Source organism: Chitinophaga niastensis, assembly GCF_003014755.1.
Taxonomy (GTDB): domain Bacteria; phylum Bacteroidota; class Bacteroidia; order Chitinophagales; family Chitinophagaceae; genus Chitinophaga; species Chitinophaga niastensis.
Window position 1 is genome coordinate 1091004 of sequence record NZ_PYAW01000002.1, and the last position, 17250, is coordinate 1108253.

Genomic DNA, 17250 nt, shown 5'->3' on the forward strand with positions numbered 1-17250 from the left:
TATCTGTTTAGATATTGTCTTCTACAGCAACAAAGTATCTGCATAACAAAATTCCGAACAGCATTGATCGATACTAAAGAAATACGGCTCTTCTTTCTGCGCCACGGCTATCTCCTCATTATTGCGGCATGGTTATTCACCTTTGCCTTCCTGTTCAGTAATTACTGGTCTTATTACTCTTCTCCGCAGGGTGTAAAACGCAGCATGGAAAAGAGTATCCATCAGCGGGAAAAGGATTTTGAACAGCTGGCAAGGGATACAACAGTAGCCTTTAGCCTCTTTCAGCGCAATTATGATGAACGTACGCTGGATCGTCTTACGGGCCTCAACTACTACGTATTTGCCTATGATTCCAGTGGTACCGGTACCTGGCTTACCTTCTGGAGCACCAGCCAGGTACAGCCGGAAGAACTGCAGATTTCCCTGGAAGAAGGGGCACGGTTCATGAAACTGAAAAACGGATATTATGAGGTGATTACCCGCAAAGTGAAGTCCACTGTCGCTCACCACCGGTACCTGGTAGGCGTTATTCCGGTACGACTGGAGTATGCGATTAAAAACAGTTACCTCGTTAATCACTTCTACCATAAAGAAGAGCTGGGAGAAGAATACAGCATATTGCGGGAACAACCTGCACTGGCGCTGCCGGAGCATATCATCCTGCCGGTGAATAGTGAGCATGACCAAACACTGTTTTACCTTGATTATAATTCAGGCATGCATGCGCATCCGCCTAATACATTAAGTGTTATTCTGCGTGTATTGGGTTGTGTTTGTGTACTCATCTTCCTGAACCTCTTTGCCACGCTGCTGGCTAAAACAACTAATCCGCTGTATGGCTTCCTGTTCCTGTTTCTGATTGTATTTGGCCTCAGGGTGCTTAGCTACGTATATCCGTTCCCGTTTAACCTGCGGGCGCTGAATGTTTTTGATCCCAGGATCTATGCTAAAGATGAAATATTCTACTCGCTGGGCGATCTGCTGGTAAACGTATTACTCGCTTTCTGGATGATCCTTTTCTTTCGCGAGCACGTGAAAACCATCAATCCGCCGGTCATCAAAAAACGCTGGCAGCAGAGTGTGGTCATCATCTTCGCCAGCCTGATATTATATGTAGTAGAGCAATTCCTGACAGATCTGATCCAGAGCCTGGTAATAGATTCCAAAATATCTTTCGATGTTACCAACCCTTTCAGTTTAACGGAATACAGCTTGATAGGATTTATGGTGCTTGGTTTCATCGCTTTTAGCTTTCTCTTCTTTTCGCAAATCATCAATTATCTGTTGAATGAACTGACTAATTTTCAGTATCGTACCAAATACATCTGGCTGGCCGCAGTAGGCATCATCTGGCTGCTCTTCCGCATGCATAATCCTGATCTGCCATTTTCACTCAGCATTGTGATCTGGTTGCTGCTGTACATCGTGTTGCTGGATTTCCTGGCAGATCGTTTCGAAAGCAGTGTAGCCACAGTACCGTTTTTGTTCTGGCTCTTCCTGCTAACCATTACCACTTCCGGCGCACTGGTATATTATAACAATCAAAAAGAAATATATGCCCGTCAGAAGTTAGCGGAGGATCTCTCTAAACAAAAAGATCCTTACCTGGAAATGTTACTGAATGATATCGGAAAAAAAATAGAGCATGATGAATCGATACAGTATTTTTTCCAGGATAAAACCGGTAAACCCGGCAGGAAATCAACATTTGATAGCCTGTTGTTACAAAAGTATTTCCAGGGATACCTGAGTCGTTTTAAAGTAGCTATTTATGCTTACGATGAAAATGGTGTCTCCCTGTTTTCAGGAGATACTGTTAGCCTCATGTCGTTTAACAAGCGCATGTTTTTTGAGTCGGAAGCCTCGCCCATGCGGGTAACGGGCAGCGATCTCTATTATTATGAGCGTAGCTTCAATGATTATAGTTACATCGCTAAAAAAGAATTTCACAACGCAGATTATGCCGTAACAGGGTGGTTGGTATATACGTTATCTCCCAATGTTATCAGTAATGAACGGATCTACCCGGAACTGCTGGTGGAAGGAGATGTGAATGATCCCGGCAGGGAATCGGCTGCAGCATATTCTTATGCGGTGTACGACAAAGGCATCCTGGTAAGTAATAACAATGATTTTCCCTTTCCCATTCGTTTATATTCGCATGATGTACCGGCAGCAGATGTAACGGTGAAATCAATAAAAGGTTATTCCGAATTGATTTATCGCGCATCAGCCGATAAGGTGGTAATAGTAGTAAAGGAGAACAGGGCTTTTGTAGAGTTCATCACCTTGTTTGCTTACATGTTCTGTCTGTTTCTGCTCATTATTGTGGTGTATAAAGCATTGGACCTGCTCATCAAAGCAAGGATGCGCCTCAGTAATCTGAGGAGTCTGATCAGCGTGAGTATCCGTAAAAAAGTACATGGCACCATCATTTTTGTAGTAGTATTTTCCTTCCTGATATTGGCTATTACCACTATCAAATTTTTCATTTATCGCTCTGAATCGCAGAACCGGGAAAGGCTTAGCAAAACAATGCGGGAGGTAGCAAAAGATGTGGAGAAGGTATTTGAAACACAAAGGGATCTGGATCAGGTAGGGGATATTTATGATTCGGAATTGTTGAAGAAACTGTCTGCTTCCTTATCTAATATTGCAGAGGAGCGCGCACTGGATATCAACGTATATGACCGTGATGGTAACCTGCAACTGACCACCCAGCCGCTGATGACCGACAAGGGACTCATTTCCTTTAAAATGGATCCGCAGGGTTATTACAAGTTGTTCAGATTAGAGCAAATTCAATTTATCCATACAGAATATATAGGAGCGATGCCGTTCCTTTCCGGCTACATGCCTTTGCGTAATCGTGATACGCACGAAGTTATTGCTTATCTCAATGTGCCTTATTTTGCAACGCAAACAGAGTTGAAGCAACAGATCTCCAACTTCCTGGTAGCATTGATCAACTTCAACGCATTTATTTTCCTCATAGCAGGCATGGTGGCGTTGCTGATTACCAACTCCATTACCAGGTCGTTCTCACTGGTAACGGAAAAGCTGCGTCACGTTAATCTGGGCCAGCGCAACGATGAAATTGAGTGGGAAAAAGATGATGAGATTGGCGCACTGGTAAAAGAATATAATAAGATGGTACGTAAGCTGGAAGTAAGTGCTGCCAGATTGGCCAAGAGCGAGCGTGAAGGCGCATGGCGTGAAATGGCCAGGCAGGTGGCGCATGAGATTAAAAATCCGCTTACCCCTATGAAATTGAGCATCCAGTACCTGCAGCGTGCTATCGCCGGCGATTCGCCCAATGTGAAGGAGCTGTCCCGTAATGTGGCTGGTACGCTGGTAGAGCAGATAGAACATCTTTCTAACATCGCTTCGGACTTCTCCGCTTTTGCCCGCATAGGAGAGCCTAACAATGAAGAGGTGCTGATCAATGAAGTATTACATTCTCTTACAGGGCTGTACCAAAATCATGAGGATTGTGAGATAGATTATATCGCAGCAGCGCAGGATTATTATGTGTATGCAGATAAAACCCAGATGAATCGGCTCTTTACTAACCTGTTACTCAATGCTATTCAGGCTATCCATGAAAGCAGGAAAGGTCATATTGTAGTGCGGTTGCAGGCTACCGCAGATCACTATGTAATAGTGAGTGTGTCGGATAACGGAGAAGGCATTTCTCCGGAGGTCCAATCCAGGATATTTGTGCCTAATTTCACCACTAAATCTTCCGGTACTGGTCTGGGCTTGGCCATGTGCAAGAATATTGCCGAGCAAACCCGTGGTGAGATCTGGTTTGAAACCAAGCTCAATGAAGGCACTACGTTTTATGTGAAGTTGCCGTTAAGAGGGTAGAATTGTCTTACCCAGGATTAGGCTGATTATACTGATTACCATGATTTTCTTTTTTTGATTTTAGAAGATTTTAAAGATTAGCGGAGATTGTCTGAACTGTGATTAGTATGATTTTTATGATGATCCTGATGAGCGAAGATTTGAGCGGATATCTCAGCGGATGTTGTCTGAACCAGGATTTTTAGGATTGAATGGATTACCCTGATGGGTGTTATGTTGTTTTTTTATTTGAAAGATATACGCTAATATCTTTGCTAAGTTCTTCGGCACCCATCAGGGTAATTCATTCAATCCTAAAAATCCTGGTTCAGACAACATCCGCTGAGATATCCGCTCAAATCTTCGCTCATCAGGATCATCATAAAAATCATACTAATCACAGTTCAGACAACATCCGCTGAAATCTCCGCTAATCTTTCTATAATCAGTAAAAAAAATCATGGTAATCAGTATAATCAGCCTAATTCTGGGAAAAACAAAAAGACCGTTTCGAAGTAAATCGAAACGGTCTTTTAATTATTTCTCGGCGGTTACTGCTGTTCCTTTGCTACAAAACTTTCTTTGATCTTCTCCAGCAGTTTGCTTTCTATCATTTGTTGAGCGAGCAATACCATGTTTTTAAAGGCTGTGCTCTGGGAGATACCATGACCAATAATAACTGGTTTGGAAACGCCTAAAACAGGTGTGCCGCCATATGATTCTGAATCAAATTTCTTCATGTAATCATCCTGAATATTACGTCTTAACGCCATTTCATGGAATGATTCGGCCATCTTAAGCACAATGTTACCAGTAAAGCCTTCACATACAATTACATCTGATTTTTCAGTGAGGATATCTCTACCTTCAATATTACCGATGAAATTAATTTGTTTGCTTTCTTTTAACAGGGGATAAGTTGCCTGCGCCAGTAAATTACCTTTACCTTCTTCTTCGCCGATATTCAGTAAGCCTACTTTCGGATTATCAATCTTCAGGATATACTTAGAATATAGGGAACCAAGAATAGCAAATTGCGCAAGGTTTTCAGGTTTGCAGTCGGCGTTGATACCTACGTCAAGCAAGAGGCCGTACGTGCCGTTTTCACGGGGTACCAGAGTAGATATAGTAGGACGTTGCACTCCTTCTATGGCTTTAATGGAATAATAGGTGCCCACCATCATGGCGCCGGTGTTACCTGCGCTGATGAATGCATCTATTTTTTCATTTTTCAATAAATGAAAACCAATAGAAATGGAGGATTGTGGCTTCTCTTTCAGTGCCTTGGTAGGATGTTCATCCATCCCAATAATCTGGGATGAATGAACAACTGAATATTTTGATTGGTCCAGCTGTGCCGCGGCCAATAGCGGAGTTAACTGTTGTTCATCTCCGATAAGGACCAGGTGCACATCAGATGCAACAGTATCTAAATATAATTTTACTCCTTTTACTGCTTCTGTGGGCGCGAAGTCGCCACCCATCATATCAAGCCCGATTCTCATGTAACTCAAGTTTGTTCTTGTTAGCTCGGGTAAAAATAGTAAAATAAATTATTTAGCGCTGCTCTGTTTTTCCAACACTACTTTTCCTTTGTAGTACAGTTTGTTTTCCACCCAATGAGCACGGTGTCTCAGGTGCACTTCACCGGTTGCGCTGTCTGTGCTTAAAGTATCCGCTACCGCCTTATAATGCGTTCTTCTCTTTGCTGATCTTTGCTGAGAATGTCTGCGTTTAGGATTTGGCATTTTATTTAATTTTTAATTGTCCTTAAATTGATCCAATCCTTTCCAGATTGGGTTATCGTTTTCTTTAGCCTGCTGATTCATTCGTTCCAGCATTTCAATCACCTTGGGATTACATCCGCTTTTGCCTTCGGCATTATCCGGATGTATACGTTGCATTGGGATGCTCAGATGGATGAATTCATATATCCAGTCCGCCACATTCATATGGCTTTCTGTTTTTAATATATATGCTACATCTGGATCTTCTTCATCATTATCCAGCTCTTCCGGATTATCTACCAGTTTCACAATCTGGTTGAAGTCATCCCATAACTGCATTTCAAAGGGTTCGCCGCATCGGTCACACGTAACTGTGGCCTTTCCGCCTATCTCAAACTTCAGCAGGAAGAAATTAACCTTCTTGTCCATCGTGAGATTTACGCTCACTTCACAATTACTGAAATCCTTGGGCCCTTCAAAATTATCAAAGAAACTATCTCCGATTGCATACTGAAATGAATGCACCCCTGGTTTTAACCCTACAAAGGCAATATCAAATTCGCGGAGTGGTTTCATATCAATGTCCTCACTTTTAGAGGGATGCAAAGGTAATTAAATATTTGCAATTGCAAAAATTTCATAAATTTGTTCACTATTGATATCCTATTTATATATATATTTATATAGTAAAATATCAGCCATATTGATCTTGTAGCAAACAGGTACGAGCCGCAAAGGTAATCAATTCAACTTTTATCTCATACCTGTTTTTTGCAATGCAACGATAAATTTGAAAACCATATTCCCCATTCCATCAAAAAAGATGAAGGCCACAGGAGAGAACAGCAGGAAAATAATTGCCACTGAGCATACGGGTATGCCACCAAATGGCGCTCCGGACATCTTTTCCTTACCCATCACCGTCTGGCTTAATAATACCAGCGCAGGTATGCTGGTAACGGATGAAAGGCACCGCTGCATTTGGGTTAATGACGTATTTTCAAAATATATGAACGGGATATCCCCCATTCATCTTTCTTATACCGAACTGATCCGCTTTTTTAAACCCATGATCGCCGAACACGTGCCGCTGGAAGAAAAAATGAAGGCACTTCGACAGGAGAAAAAACCCTGGTTTGGTTGGGAAGTACCCTTTGTAAACGGTCAGATCTGGGAAATCAACTACCTCCCGGTGTTCGACGGACGACGTTTTAAAGGCAGCATCTGGCAGGCAATAGACATTACCCGCCGGCATCATGTGCAGGAAGAAATAAAACGCAATGAGGAAAAATTCCGGGTAATCCTCAATAATCTCAACGCGGCCATGTGCGAAACAGACGTAAACGGCAATATCACCCGCGTATACGAAAGCTTCTGCCGCCTCTCAGGATATAATGAGAAAGAACTCATTGGTAAAAATATTACGGATGTGTTTGTACCGGAAGAAAACCGCAAATTCGCCCGGGCCCTGCGTAAACGTCGCCTCGATGAAAATGTGCCGCTGGTGTACGACATGGAAATAGTACTGAAAGATGGCTCCCGCCGCTGGGTACTGGCCAGCTCAGCCAACGTATATGACCGCAACGGCCATATTACAGGCGGTGCCGGTATCCACATGGATATCACCGGGCAGAAAAAGCTGCAAAAGGAGCTGGAAGAAGCCCGGAAACTGGCGGAAGAGGCCCAGCATGCACAAAAGGACTTTCTCGCCAGCATGAGCCACGAAATCAGGACACCCCTCAATGCCATTATCGGCATGGCACACCTGCTGGAAGAAACTACCCTGGATGCGCAGCAAAAGGAATATGTCAACATTCTTAAGCACTCCTCCGGCATACTGCTGGGGATAGTCAGTGATATTCTCGATATTTCCCGGATAGAAGCCGGTGAACTACAGGTAAATCAGCGGGAATTTAACCTCCGGGAACTTATCCAATCCCTGCGGCATACCTTCGAACTGAAGCTGGGCCGGCGCCCTGTTAAAATCATAGCAGAATTGGAGGCCTCTCTCAACACCTGGCTCATTGGCGATGATGTGCTATTGAACCAAATACTACTCAATTTGTTAGGAAATGCAGAGAAGTTTACCAATGAAGGTGAAATTGCTATCAAAGCCATGCAGGAAAGCTGGCAGGATAATAAACTCTGGATCCGCTTTCGTGTGTGTGATACTGGTATAGGTATCAAGAAAGATAAACTGGAGCTCATCTTCCGGAATTATAAACAGGCAGAAGGAGATATTCGTGAAAAATATGGTGGCACCGGACTGGGTTTAGCCATCGCTAAACAACTGGTAGAACTCCAGGGCGGTACTATTGTTGTGGAAGAAATCATAGGATTCAATACCTGTTTTAGCTTTAACCTTCCTTTTATGGACAGCCGTAAGCCTTTATCCGCAATAGGAGGAAAGCAGAGCCGGAAGCTGAAGCAAAGATCATTTGAAGATGCCAGGGTGCTGGTAGTGGAAGATAACCCGATGAACCTCCGCTACATGATGAGCCTCCTGGAAAAATATAAAATCAATTATCAGCTGGCTACTAACGGCCCGGATGCTACCTACTTCCTGGAGTCCCGTCAATACGATCTTATCCTCATGGATATCCGTATTCCCGGTATGAACGGATTGGAACTTGCACAAAAGATCAGGGCCGATGAAAATCAGCCTAATGTAGCCACACCGGTAATAGCCACTACGGCAGTGGCAATGGAAAGTACTGCTACGATGGCAAGAGCCGCCGGTATCACCGATATCCTGACTAAACCTTATACGCCAGATCAGCTATTGCAAATTTTTAACAAATATCTCAACGAAGACGAAATAGAAATAATAATGGAAGAAGTGCAGAACTTAAGCGGATTTGAATTTAATAACGATTTGGATGTACAGTATCTCACAGATCTCTATGAGAATAATATCTCCTATGCTGCCGACCTGTTTGAAATCTTTATCAGAACGATCCGCGATGAAGTGGAAAAATTAAGTGTGCTGGTAGATAACCACGAATGGGAACAGATCAAATTCCAGGTACACAAACTTAAGCCCAACTTCGCCATGGTGGGCCTTACCTGGATCAGTACAAAAATGCAGGAACTGGAAAACTACCTCCGCGTAAACCAGGAATTGCACAGCAACGATATCTCGCGGCTTTTCAATGAAATAAGAGAAGAAGTATATAAATTTTATCCTGTGGTAGAAGAAGAATACAGGAAAATGCAAGGCTTTATAGATGCACCCCATGAAGGTGGTAATGATTAATAAGACTGTAACACTTCCTTGATACTGTTATAATAATTGCCGCCAAATAACAGCATATGCACCAGTAAAGGATATAACTGACAAACACCTATCCGCTGCTGCCAACCCGGGGCCAGTGGATAGGCGTTATGATAAGCATAATAAAACCGCGTATCAAAGCCACCAAAAAGCCTTGTCATGGCCAGATCCATCTCCCTGTGCCCAAAGTACACCGCCGGATCAAAAATACTGGCTTTCCCGTTTGCACCTACAATAAAATTTCCTGACCACAGATCACCATGCAATAAAGCTGGTGGCTCCGCCGGAAACAACTGCGGCAGCTGCCTGCAAAGTGCTTCTACCTGCTGTACCATACCCTTTTCCACTATCTGTTTATCATAAGCCATTTTGATCAGTGGAATCAGCCGGTTGAAGGCGTAAAACACCGCCCAGCTGCTATATGGTGTATTGTACTGTTTTAAGGAACCAATGTAATTAGGAATGGCATACCCGAAATGTTTATTTGTAACACGATGCTGACGGGCCAGTCCGGCAGCAAAATTATCCCAGAAGTCCGGCACTGCCTGCCCCTTGGTCATGAATTCCATGACCAGATAGGAGGTGCCATTCAAACTCCCGTATGCCAGGGGTTTAGGCACATGGAGGGCCTGTACAGACCGCAGTTCCTCGAGTCCGGCAAATTCCTGGGCAAACATATCAGGGTAGCGTGCAGCGTTATTCAGTTTCAGGAAATAATATCCTTCGTTGGTGGCTATACGAAAAGTTTTATTTATATCGCCACCATGCACGCTTTTTGCCTCATTAATATGTATTTTCACTTTAAATTGTTCGGAAAGCGCCGCACTCAATTGTTTTTGTAAAATTTCATCTATCATGTTTCGCCACTTATATGGAAACGAAAGCCCAAATTAAAAAGAAAATAGTCCGTATAGTACTAACACTTACGGCTATACTGTTGTTAAAAGGATTATTTGCCTGGAGTAACCGCTTTAGCGATTTCTACTTTCATAGGTGGTATGATTGGAGTAGTCTGGCTTTTCGACAAATAACAGGTATAGTACCATTTAGTGTTGGCGATGTAATATATACTGCCTGGATTGTTAGCGGGATATTTTATTTGTTAAAACTATGTTATAAACTCATCCGCCTGTCGTGGCAGGATGCTGGTCTGCAAGTCTTGCGGGGCATACATTTTCTGCTCAAAGTATATCTTGCCTTTCTCATTCTCTGGGGATTCAATTACGAACGTAACCCGCTTACAATAGATACAGGTCTGGTATCAGGGCCCTATAATACGCAGCAATTATATCAGCTCTCCGATACATTGCTGCAGCTGGTAAACAAGGACAAAGCCAATACAGGCGATACTTTGGGCGCAATGGTGGCAGATACTTCCGGGGCGCCTATGTTTCAGAAAGCGGTGGGCGCTTATGCGGTTGCGGCTAAAACCTGGCCCGCACTACGTTACAGAGGGGTGAGTGTAAAACCTGCTATGTTTGGCAATTGGCTTAACTATACCGGAACTACCGGCTACCTCAATCCATTTACCAATGAAGCACAGATAAATACTACCGTACCTGCCGTGCTGCAGCCTTTTATTACATGTCATGAAATAGCCCACCAGCTGGGATATGCGCCGGAGGAAGATGCTAATTTTGTAGGCTATCTCGCTGCTACCAGCATTCCGGATAGCCATTTCCGTTATGCAGCCAATTTTGATATGTTTATGTATAGCGTGCGGCAATTAGGGCACCAGGATACTACCCTCGCCAAAGCCATATGGAACAAAACGCTCCCTGGCGTGAAAGCGGATTATAAATCCATTATCACTTTTTATGAGGCATATACCGGTAAAGTAGATGATTATTCCGCCATGCTGTACGACCGCTATCTGAAAGCTAATAAGCAGGAAAAAGGAATCCGCAGCTATAGCGAGGTAACAGGTTGGTTAATTGCTTACTTTAAAATAAAATAGAGCGCTTATAAAATAAAGCGCTTAGCTTTTAGTATTTAGCTTTTAGTGCTGTTGTAAATGGACTTCTTTTGAATAACTAAATGCTAAATGCTAACAGCTAAATGCTAATAGCTCTTACCTAGTTCATCATCAGTACATTCACACTCCGCTGTAAAATATTAAACGCAATCTCTGCCATCAGGTTTTCACGATCCAGTGTGGGGTTTACTTCTGTGATCTCAAAACAACAGATCTTGCGGTGTTGCATGAATTTGGCAATAAGATCTTCTGCCTCGCGTTCGCGCAAACCGTTGCTCACCGGCGTACCGGTACCTTTTGAAATAGAGGCATCCAGGCTGTCTACATCAAAAGAAACGTAGATATACTCACAATCACTGAGATAACGGAATACAGAGCGGGAAATGTTTTCAGGTCCCTTACGGCGTACTTCGCTGGTGGTGATCACCTTCATGCCGTAATGCTTAATGAGATGTTCTTCTTCTTTTTCAAAATCTCTCAGGGAGATGAACACAATATCTTCCGGCAATACTTTAGGAGCTATTTTACCGATGTTTTTCAGGGCGTTCCACATTTTGGTGGTATTCTCATCCACATCGTGCACTTTGCAGTCCATATTATCTTCTGCAATAGCGGTGGCCAAAGGCATGCCATGCATGTTCCCGGAAGGAGTGGTGTAAGGAGTGTGCAGATCTGCGTGTGCGTCTATCCATATTACTCCCAGCTTGGATTTTGGATGTGCCATCTTCAGTCCTGCAATGGTAGCGCCGGCAGTACTGTGATCGCCGGAAAGCAGCACCGGAAACCAGTTAGCCTTTACCGTTTCACAAACACTCTTGCTGATACGCTCATACATATTGAAAGTGCCTTTAATCCTTTTGGCATAGGGCGATTCAATAGGTTCAAACAAAAGTTTGTTCTCCGTTTCAATTGCTTCGGTGGGGAAGTGTACAAAAAAGTTGCTCATGAAGTCCAGCGCCGCAATTTTAATCGCATCTACACCTAAACTGGCGCCACGGGTTCCTGCTCCTATTTCTGATTTAACTTCTATTATTTTAATATTCTTCATAAACACGTCATTATAGGCAAGCTACAGGATTTTATGTGAATGCCCAAAGCAGCAGACCCTGTAATGGTGAAAAAGTTGTATATAATACATAAACCAAATCCAATACAGTAGCGTTATTGTAACGATTTATTCAATAATTTGTCTATTCTGGTGGAGAACGTTGAATTTTAGTAGCACCATTTTTTTAGGTCCTTATTTATAAATAATTTGGGGCTATTACTTTTAAAATTATAACCATGGATTATCAACTTACGGAAGAGCATCTGATGATACAAAAGGCGGCACGTGATTTTGCTATCAGTGAGCTATTGCCTGGCGTAATAGAGAGGGATGAACACCAGAAATTTCCTGCAGAACAGATCAAAAAGCTGGGAGAACTGGGTTTTTTGGGAATGATGGTAAGTCCGAAGTATGGAGGGGCAGGGCTGGATACAATTTCTTATGTACTGGCAATGGAAGAGATATCTAAAATAGATGCATCCGCCTCTGTGGTGATGAGCGTAAATAATTCACTCGTTTGCTGGGGACTGGAAGCATTTGGTACAGAAGAACAAAAACAGAAATACCTGGTGCCGCTGGCATCCGGACAAGTGATAGGCGCCTTTTTGTTAAGTGAGCCGGAAGCCGGTTCAGATGCCACTTCCCAACGCACGGTGGCAGAAGATAAAGGAGATCATTACCTGGTAAACGGTACCAAAAACTGGATCACCAACGGTAACTCGGCCAGTATCTACCTGGTAATCACACAAACGCATCCGGAAAAAGGCAGTAAAGGCATCAACGCCCTGATTGTAGAAAAAAACAGCCCTGGCATTACCATAGGGGCCAAAGAAAATAAATTAGGCATTCGGGGTAGTGATACCCACAGCATCATGTTCCAGGATGTGAAAGTACCCAAGGAAAACAGGATCGGAGAAGATGGCTTCGGGTTTAAGTTTGCCATGAAAACTCTCTCCGGTGGTCGTATTGGTATTGCGTCCCAGGCATTGGGTATTGCCAGTGGCGCTTATGAGCTGGCATTGAAATATTCCAAGCAGAGAAAAGCATTTGGAAAAGAAATATCCCAGCACCAGGCTATCCAGTTCAAACTGGCAGATATGGCTACCCGCATAGAAGCTTCCCGCTTAATGTGCCTGAAAGCCGCCTGGGAGAAGGATATGGGCATAGACTATACACTTAGTGGCTCCATGGCCAAGGTATTTGCTTCTGAAACTGCGATGTGGGTAACCACAGAAGCAGTACAGGTGCACGGTGGATACGGCTATGTAAAAGAATATCACGTAGAACGCCTTATGCGCGATGCTAAAATCACACAGATCTACGAAGGTACCTCTGAAGTACAGCGCATCGTGATCAGCAGGGCGATATTATCATAATATAAGGCCTTCGGCCTTTGTCTTTTCTTTTCCAGGATTAGGCTGATTAGAATGATTTTTCTGATTTTATTTTTTACTTAACAGTATATGCCTCTTTATTCAGTAATGACTGATAAATCAGAGAAAGTTATCATTTAGCAAAAAATAAAATCAGAAAAATCATTCTAATCAGCCTAATCCTGGTAAAGACAAAAGCCGAAGGCTTTCTCCTCCGCACTAATTCGCAATTCATGGTTATCTTTGCCGGATGGCAATAAACATTGACGCATATAAAGGAGTACTCGCTCAACTGTCGCCTTATCACGCAAAACTGGTAGCCGTTTCCAAAACCAAACCGGTAGCCGATATTGAAGCGTTTTATGCAGCAGGACAGCGGATCTTCGGAGAAAATTACGTACAGGAATTAACAGATAAACAGGCTGTTTTGCCGGCAGATATTGAATGGCATTTCATTGGTCATTTGCAATCCAATAAGGTAAAATACATTGCTCCCTTTGTACATACCATTCATGCAGTAGATAGCCTGAAATTGCTGCAGGAGATCAATAAACAGGCAGCCAAACAGCAAAGGGTCATACATTGTCTGTTACAGGTACACATAGCAGCAGAAGAAACTAAATTTGGTATGGACGAGCAGGAGTTACAGCAACTGCTACAAACATATGCCGCTAACCCACTTGATTTTTCACAGGTACGCATTGCCGGTATGATGGGCATGGCTACCAACACCACCAACGAAATACAGGTCCGTAAAGAGTTCCACCAGCTCCGCCAATTATTCGGATCAGTTAAAACAACTTATTTTAACAAGGAAGATTATTTTAAAGAACTGTCCATCGGTATGAGCGCAGATTACACCATGGCCCTGGAAGAAGGGAGTACCATGGTACGTATTGGCAGCCTGCTGTTTGGCGAAAGGAACTATTCACAAATGTAGACTTATGAAAAAACTATTGATCTATTGCCTGGCAGGCATCGGCATGGCCGCCTGCAATGCCGGCAACACTAAAAAAGACCTGGCAAATGGTGTATGGCAGGCAAAGCTGCACCGCAAAGATGGCGCAGACATCGTTTTCAACTTTGAAGTAAAAGATACAGCCGGCAAAAAAGTGCTGTATGTATTGAATGCAACCGATAAGCTATTGGTAGATGATGTAAAGGTAACTGGTGATTCTCTTTTCATTAAAATGCCATTCTTCGATTCTGAATTCAAAGCAAAATTTGCATCAGATAGTGCAGTAGAAGGGCAGTGGATCAGGCATCTGGCAGATAAAGATGTAAGCGTTCCGTTTTCTGCAGTGGCCAATACACCAGAGCGCTTTAAGGTAAATACACCGGCTAAGGGTAATGTTACCGGCCGCTGGGTAACGCTGTTTTCTTCTCCAAAAGAGAAAGACAAAGCGCCATCAGAAGCGATCGGCGAGTTTAAGCAGGATGGAAATGTGGTACACGGTACCTTCTTAACCACTACCGGCGACTACCGCTTCCTGGATGGAGTAGTGGACGGCGATACGCTACGCCTCTCTACATTTGACGGCTCACATGCCTACCTGTTCACCGCTGTTGTAAGTAAAGACTCCATTGCAAATGGCCGTTTCTATGCCGGCATTGGTGATGGCCTGGAAAACTGGACAGCCGTTAAAAATGATACCGCAGCTTTGCCGGACGAAAGAACGATTGCTACTATGAAGCCCGGTCAGCAGCAGCTGGATTTCACCTTCCCCGACATGAACGGAAAGAAGGTTAGTATCAAAGATGACCGCTTCAAAAACAAGGTAGTCGTGATCACACTGATGGGATCCTGGTGTCCTAACTGTATGGACGAAACCGGTTTCCTGAACGGCTGGTACAAAAAGAACAAAGACCGTGGGGTAGAAGTAATAGGACTGGCCTATGAGCGTACAACAGATTTTGAGAAGTCTAAGAAAAGCCTGACTGGCTTCCTTCAACGTTTCGATGTTCAGTATCCGGTGCTTATCACCGGTGTAACGCCCGCTGATCCTGAAAAAGGTGAAAAAACATTACCGCAGCTCACAGCTATCAAGGGTTTCCCTACTACTATCTTCATCGATAAAAAAGGAAATGTGAAAGAAGTACATACCGGCTTCTCCGGTCCGGGCACTGGCGGACACTATCAACAATTTCAGGCAGACTTTAACCGTCTCGTGACTGAAATGCTGGATGCAAAGTAAAATTTAATAATATATTAAAAATAACGCAGATCCTTTCTGGTATTCATTTACGAGAGAGGGTCTTACTTTTTAATAAAATTTATTATTTCATATCTTTCAAAAAGGTTTGAAAAATACCAGAATGTATTTATTTTACTGCTCCGTTTGACTTTTATAAATTCCATTATCTAATACGCTTATCTTATCCACCTGCCGGGGCAATATCAATTCTGATGTTGTCCTGGATAGCGTCTCTCTTAATTTTACATTACTTCCTCCAATCTTCTGCAGGTATTTTTTCCATTTTATACAATAACATTTCTTTAAGAATAACAGCATTATTATCCTGTTATGCAAGCTATTACTGGCCTGATATTTGGAAAATCTGAGAGGCAGGTGCGGATGAACTACGCACACGTATCATTGTTAAACCATAAAACTCCAGTAATTATGTCTACTACCAAATTTTTAGCAGGTGCTATAGCCGGATTAACTACCGGACTAGTAATTGGTTTATTAACAGCGCCTGATAGTGGCGATAAAACCCGCAAAAAAATCAAATCCAAGACAGACGATTGGCGTCATAAAGTAAATGGATTAATAGGACGCAGCAACGAAGATTTGACAGAACTGAAAGAAGTATTTGAGCATGAAATCAGTGGGCTGGGAGATGATGTTCGCGAACGTGTACTGAAACTGATCAATAAAAGTCAGGGTACATTTAACAGGTTTAGAAGAGAAGCATTGTCATAAAGTAATTAGCTATTAGCTATTAGCAGTTAGCTATTAGCAAAATGCAGCGGAGATATTAACGGATGATTGTATTATCCGCTTATATCTCCGCTGCATTTTGCTAATAGCTAACTACTAATTAAGTATTTCCCCTGTTTCCATATAAACTTTGAATCGTTTGATATCCTTGATGATCATATTTTCAAAAGCAGGATTCAGTAACCAGGCCATTCCGGTACCTACATAGCCTGCTGGTGGGCGATATGTAATCATTACATCTATTTCAGTGTCTCCATTAACCGTTTCCCGGAAGGTAACCCTGCATGCCGTGGCAATCGATGATCCGGGTAATGAACGCCATCCAAGCAGTTCTCCGGGTATTTCTTTTACTATTTCAGCATCCCATTCCAGGGTACCTATGCGACCAGGTCCCTTTACAATCCAGTGCGAATGAAAAGGATCCAGCTCTTCTACAGACTGTAAGTGTTTCATAAACACGGGCAGATTATTAAGCTGCCGCCAGAAATAATACACTTCTTCTTTGGGATTATTGATGATTAAAGATGTTCTTATATTCACCGCAGCAGTGTGTTTGTCGACTTTTCTTTTACCAGTAAACCCATTAATAATACAATTGCCAGAGATACCGCGGTAAAGTAAATAGCCAGCTCCTAATAGCTTTAAAAGGCTGCTGACAGGCTTTTTGTCCACCTGGCTAATGGCATTACCCAGTGCCCAGGCGCCGGTAAAAATAGATACAATTCTGCCTTCCGGTGTTACATTAATGATATTGGAGCTTTCATATAATGGCCCTGCTTTAGGTTGATCAGGATGGTGACCGTTTAGTTGTTGTGTTAAGGTATTCATATATACAGTTTGGGGAATAAGCAGCGAAAACCCTGCACTTTTCTGAAAATGTAGTAAATGATTGATTTTTATAAAGATAAATGTTAGGATTCCATTTATATTCCTGTGGCAGGATGGATACGGTGCGTAATTTCTTACACACTATTTGTAGGATGCCATTCATACATCAAATTGTAAAGCTATGTATAGGCATATTGTATTTCTCTCCCTGATTAACTATCTTAACCGGTT

General features: G+C 42.8%; 13 protein-coding genes. 7 read left to right on the forward strand and 6 right to left on the reverse strand.

The genetic code is table 11. From position 1 onward, the window contains the following. Positions 1 to 63 precede the first annotated feature (63 nt). Entirely contained in the window at positions 64 to 3870 is a 3807-nt protein-coding gene (locus CLV51_RS13010; RefSeq protein WP_106528457.1) for a sensor histidine kinase, read from the forward strand. 530 nt (positions 3871 to 4400) lie between these two features. Here the strand turns inward: CLV51_RS13010 and plsX are convergent. The 3 genes from plsX to CLV51_RS13025 are packed head-to-tail and all read right to left on the reverse strand — an operon-like array spanning position 4401 to position 6152. After that, the gene (plsX, locus tag CLV51_RS13015) at positions 4401 to 5354 is read right to left on the reverse strand and encodes a phosphate acyltransferase PlsX (protein WP_106528458.1); all 954 of its coding nucleotides are present in this window, start codon (positions 5352 to 5354) and stop codon (positions 4401 to 4403) included. A 48-nt stretch (positions 5355 to 5402) separates the two neighbouring features. Beyond that, positions 5403 to 5597 carry a 50S ribosomal protein L32 gene (gene rpmF / locus CLV51_RS13020; protein ID WP_106528459.1) on the reverse strand — a complete coding sequence of 65 codons (195 nt, stop codon included), beginning with the start codon at positions 5595 to 5597 and terminating at the stop codon, positions 5403 to 5405. A 12-nt stretch (positions 5598 to 5609) separates the two neighbouring features. Then, positions 5610 to 6152 carry a YceD family protein gene (locus CLV51_RS13025; RefSeq protein ID WP_106528460.1) on the reverse strand — a complete coding sequence of 181 codons (543 nt, stop codon included), beginning with the start codon at positions 6150 to 6152 and terminating at the stop codon, positions 5610 to 5612. A 214-nt stretch (positions 6153 to 6366) separates the two neighbouring features. On the opposite strand from CLV51_RS13025, the gene CLV51_RS13030 reads away from it, so the two are divergent. Continuing rightward, positions 6367 to 8832 carry a PAS domain-containing hybrid sensor histidine kinase/response regulator gene (locus tag CLV51_RS13030; RefSeq protein WP_146151280.1) on the forward strand — a complete coding sequence of 822 codons (2466 nt, stop codon included), beginning with the start codon at positions 6367 to 6369 and terminating at the stop codon, positions 8830 to 8832. On the opposite strand, the gene CLV51_RS13035 is transcribed toward CLV51_RS13030, so the two are convergent. After that, positions 8829 to 9707, reverse strand: coding sequence for a fructosamine kinase family protein (locus CLV51_RS13035; RefSeq protein WP_106528462.1), 879 nt, complete (start codon positions 9705 to 9707; stop codon positions 8829 to 8831). The genes CLV51_RS13030 and CLV51_RS13035 overlap by 4 nt on opposite strands. A 14-nt stretch (positions 9708 to 9721) precedes the next feature. On the opposite strand from CLV51_RS13035, the gene CLV51_RS13040 reads away from it, so the two are divergent. After that, positions 9722 to 10807: a DUF3810 domain-containing protein gene (locus CLV51_RS13040; RefSeq protein ID WP_106528463.1), complete on the forward strand. Its 1086-nt coding sequence runs from the start codon at positions 9722 to 9724 to the stop codon at positions 10805 to 10807. Positions 10808 to 10925: 118 nt separating this feature from the next. Here CLV51_RS13040 and CLV51_RS13045 read toward each other — a convergent pair whose 3' ends face one another. After that, positions 10926 to 11873, reverse strand: a complete 948-nt coding sequence (locus CLV51_RS13045) for an arginase (protein WP_106528464.1) — start codon at positions 11871 to 11873, stop codon at positions 10926 to 10928. Between the two features lie 236 nt (positions 11874 to 12109). Here CLV51_RS13045 and CLV51_RS13050 point away from each other — a divergent pair, with 236 nt between their 5' ends. The 4 genes from CLV51_RS13050 to CLV51_RS13070 all read left to right on the forward strand — a co-directional run bounded on the left by CLV51_RS13050 (position 12110) and on the right by CLV51_RS13070 (position 16173). Beyond that, positions 12110 to 13249 carry an acyl-CoA dehydrogenase gene (locus CLV51_RS13050; protein WP_106528465.1) on the forward strand — a complete coding sequence of 380 codons (1140 nt, stop codon included), beginning with the start codon at positions 12110 to 12112 and terminating at the stop codon, positions 13247 to 13249. A gap of 247 nt (positions 13250 to 13496) precedes the next feature. Next, the gene (locus tag CLV51_RS13055; RefSeq protein WP_106528466.1) at positions 13497 to 14186 is read left to right on the forward strand and encodes a YggS family pyridoxal phosphate-dependent enzyme; all 690 of its coding nucleotides are present in this window, start codon (positions 13497 to 13499) and stop codon (positions 14184 to 14186) included. A 4-nt stretch (positions 14187 to 14190) separates the two neighbouring features. Then, positions 14191 to 15441, forward strand: coding sequence for a TlpA disulfide reductase family protein (locus CLV51_RS13060; protein WP_106528467.1), 1251 nt, complete (start codon positions 14191 to 14193; stop codon positions 15439 to 15441). A 429-nt stretch (positions 15442 to 15870) separates the two neighbouring features. Further along, complete coding sequence (locus CLV51_RS13070) at positions 15871 to 16173, forward strand: YtxH domain-containing protein (RefSeq protein ID WP_106528820.1); 303 nt, start codon at positions 15871 to 15873, stop codon at positions 16171 to 16173. A gap of 114 nt (positions 16174 to 16287) precedes the next feature. On the opposite strand, the gene CLV51_RS13075 is transcribed toward CLV51_RS13070, so the two are convergent. Beyond that, a complete protein-coding gene (locus CLV51_RS13075) occupies positions 16288 to 17019 on the reverse strand; it encodes an SRPBCC family protein (RefSeq protein ID WP_106528469.1) in 732 nt (243 codons plus the stop codon). Positions 17020 to 17250 lie beyond the last annotated feature (231 nt).

Coding starts and splice junctions, on each gene's coding strand:
- rpmF (WP_106528459.1), bottom strand. CDS start 5,597: ATGCCAAATCCTAAACGCAGACATTCTCAGCAAAGATCAGCAAAGAGA.
- CLV51_RS13055 (WP_106528466.1), top strand. CDS start 13,497: ATGGCAATAAACATTGACGCATATAAAGGAGTACTCGCTCAACTGTCG.
- CLV51_RS13070 (WP_106528820.1), top strand. CDS start 15,871: ATGTCTACTACCAAATTTTTAGCAGGTGCTATAGCCGGATTAACTACC.
- CLV51_RS13075 (WP_106528469.1), bottom strand. CDS start 17,019: ATGAATACCTTAACACAACAACTAAACGGTCACCATCCTGATCAACCT.
- CLV51_RS13050 (WP_106528465.1), top strand. CDS start 12,110: ATGGATTATCAACTTACGGAAGAGCATCTGATGATACAAAAGGCGGCA.
- CLV51_RS13035 (WP_106528462.1), bottom strand. CDS start 9,707: ATGATAGATGAAATTTTACAAAAACAATTGAGTGCGGCGCTTTCCGAA.
- plsX (WP_106528458.1), bottom strand. CDS start 5,354: ATGAGAATCGGGCTTGATATGATGGGTGGCGACTTCGCGCCCACAGAA.
- CLV51_RS13040 (WP_106528463.1), top strand. CDS start 9,722: ATGGAAACGAAAGCCCAAATTAAAAAGAAAATAGTCCGTATAGTACTA.
- CLV51_RS13045 (WP_106528464.1), bottom strand. CDS start 11,873: ATGAAGAATATTAAAATAATAGAAGTTAAATCAGAAATAGGAGCAGGA.
- CLV51_RS13060 (WP_106528467.1), top strand. CDS start 14,191: ATGAAAAAACTATTGATCTATTGCCTGGCAGGCATCGGCATGGCCGCC.
- CLV51_RS13025 (WP_106528460.1), bottom strand. CDS start 6,152: ATGAAACCACTCCGCGAATTTGATATTGCCTTTGTAGGGTTAAAACCA.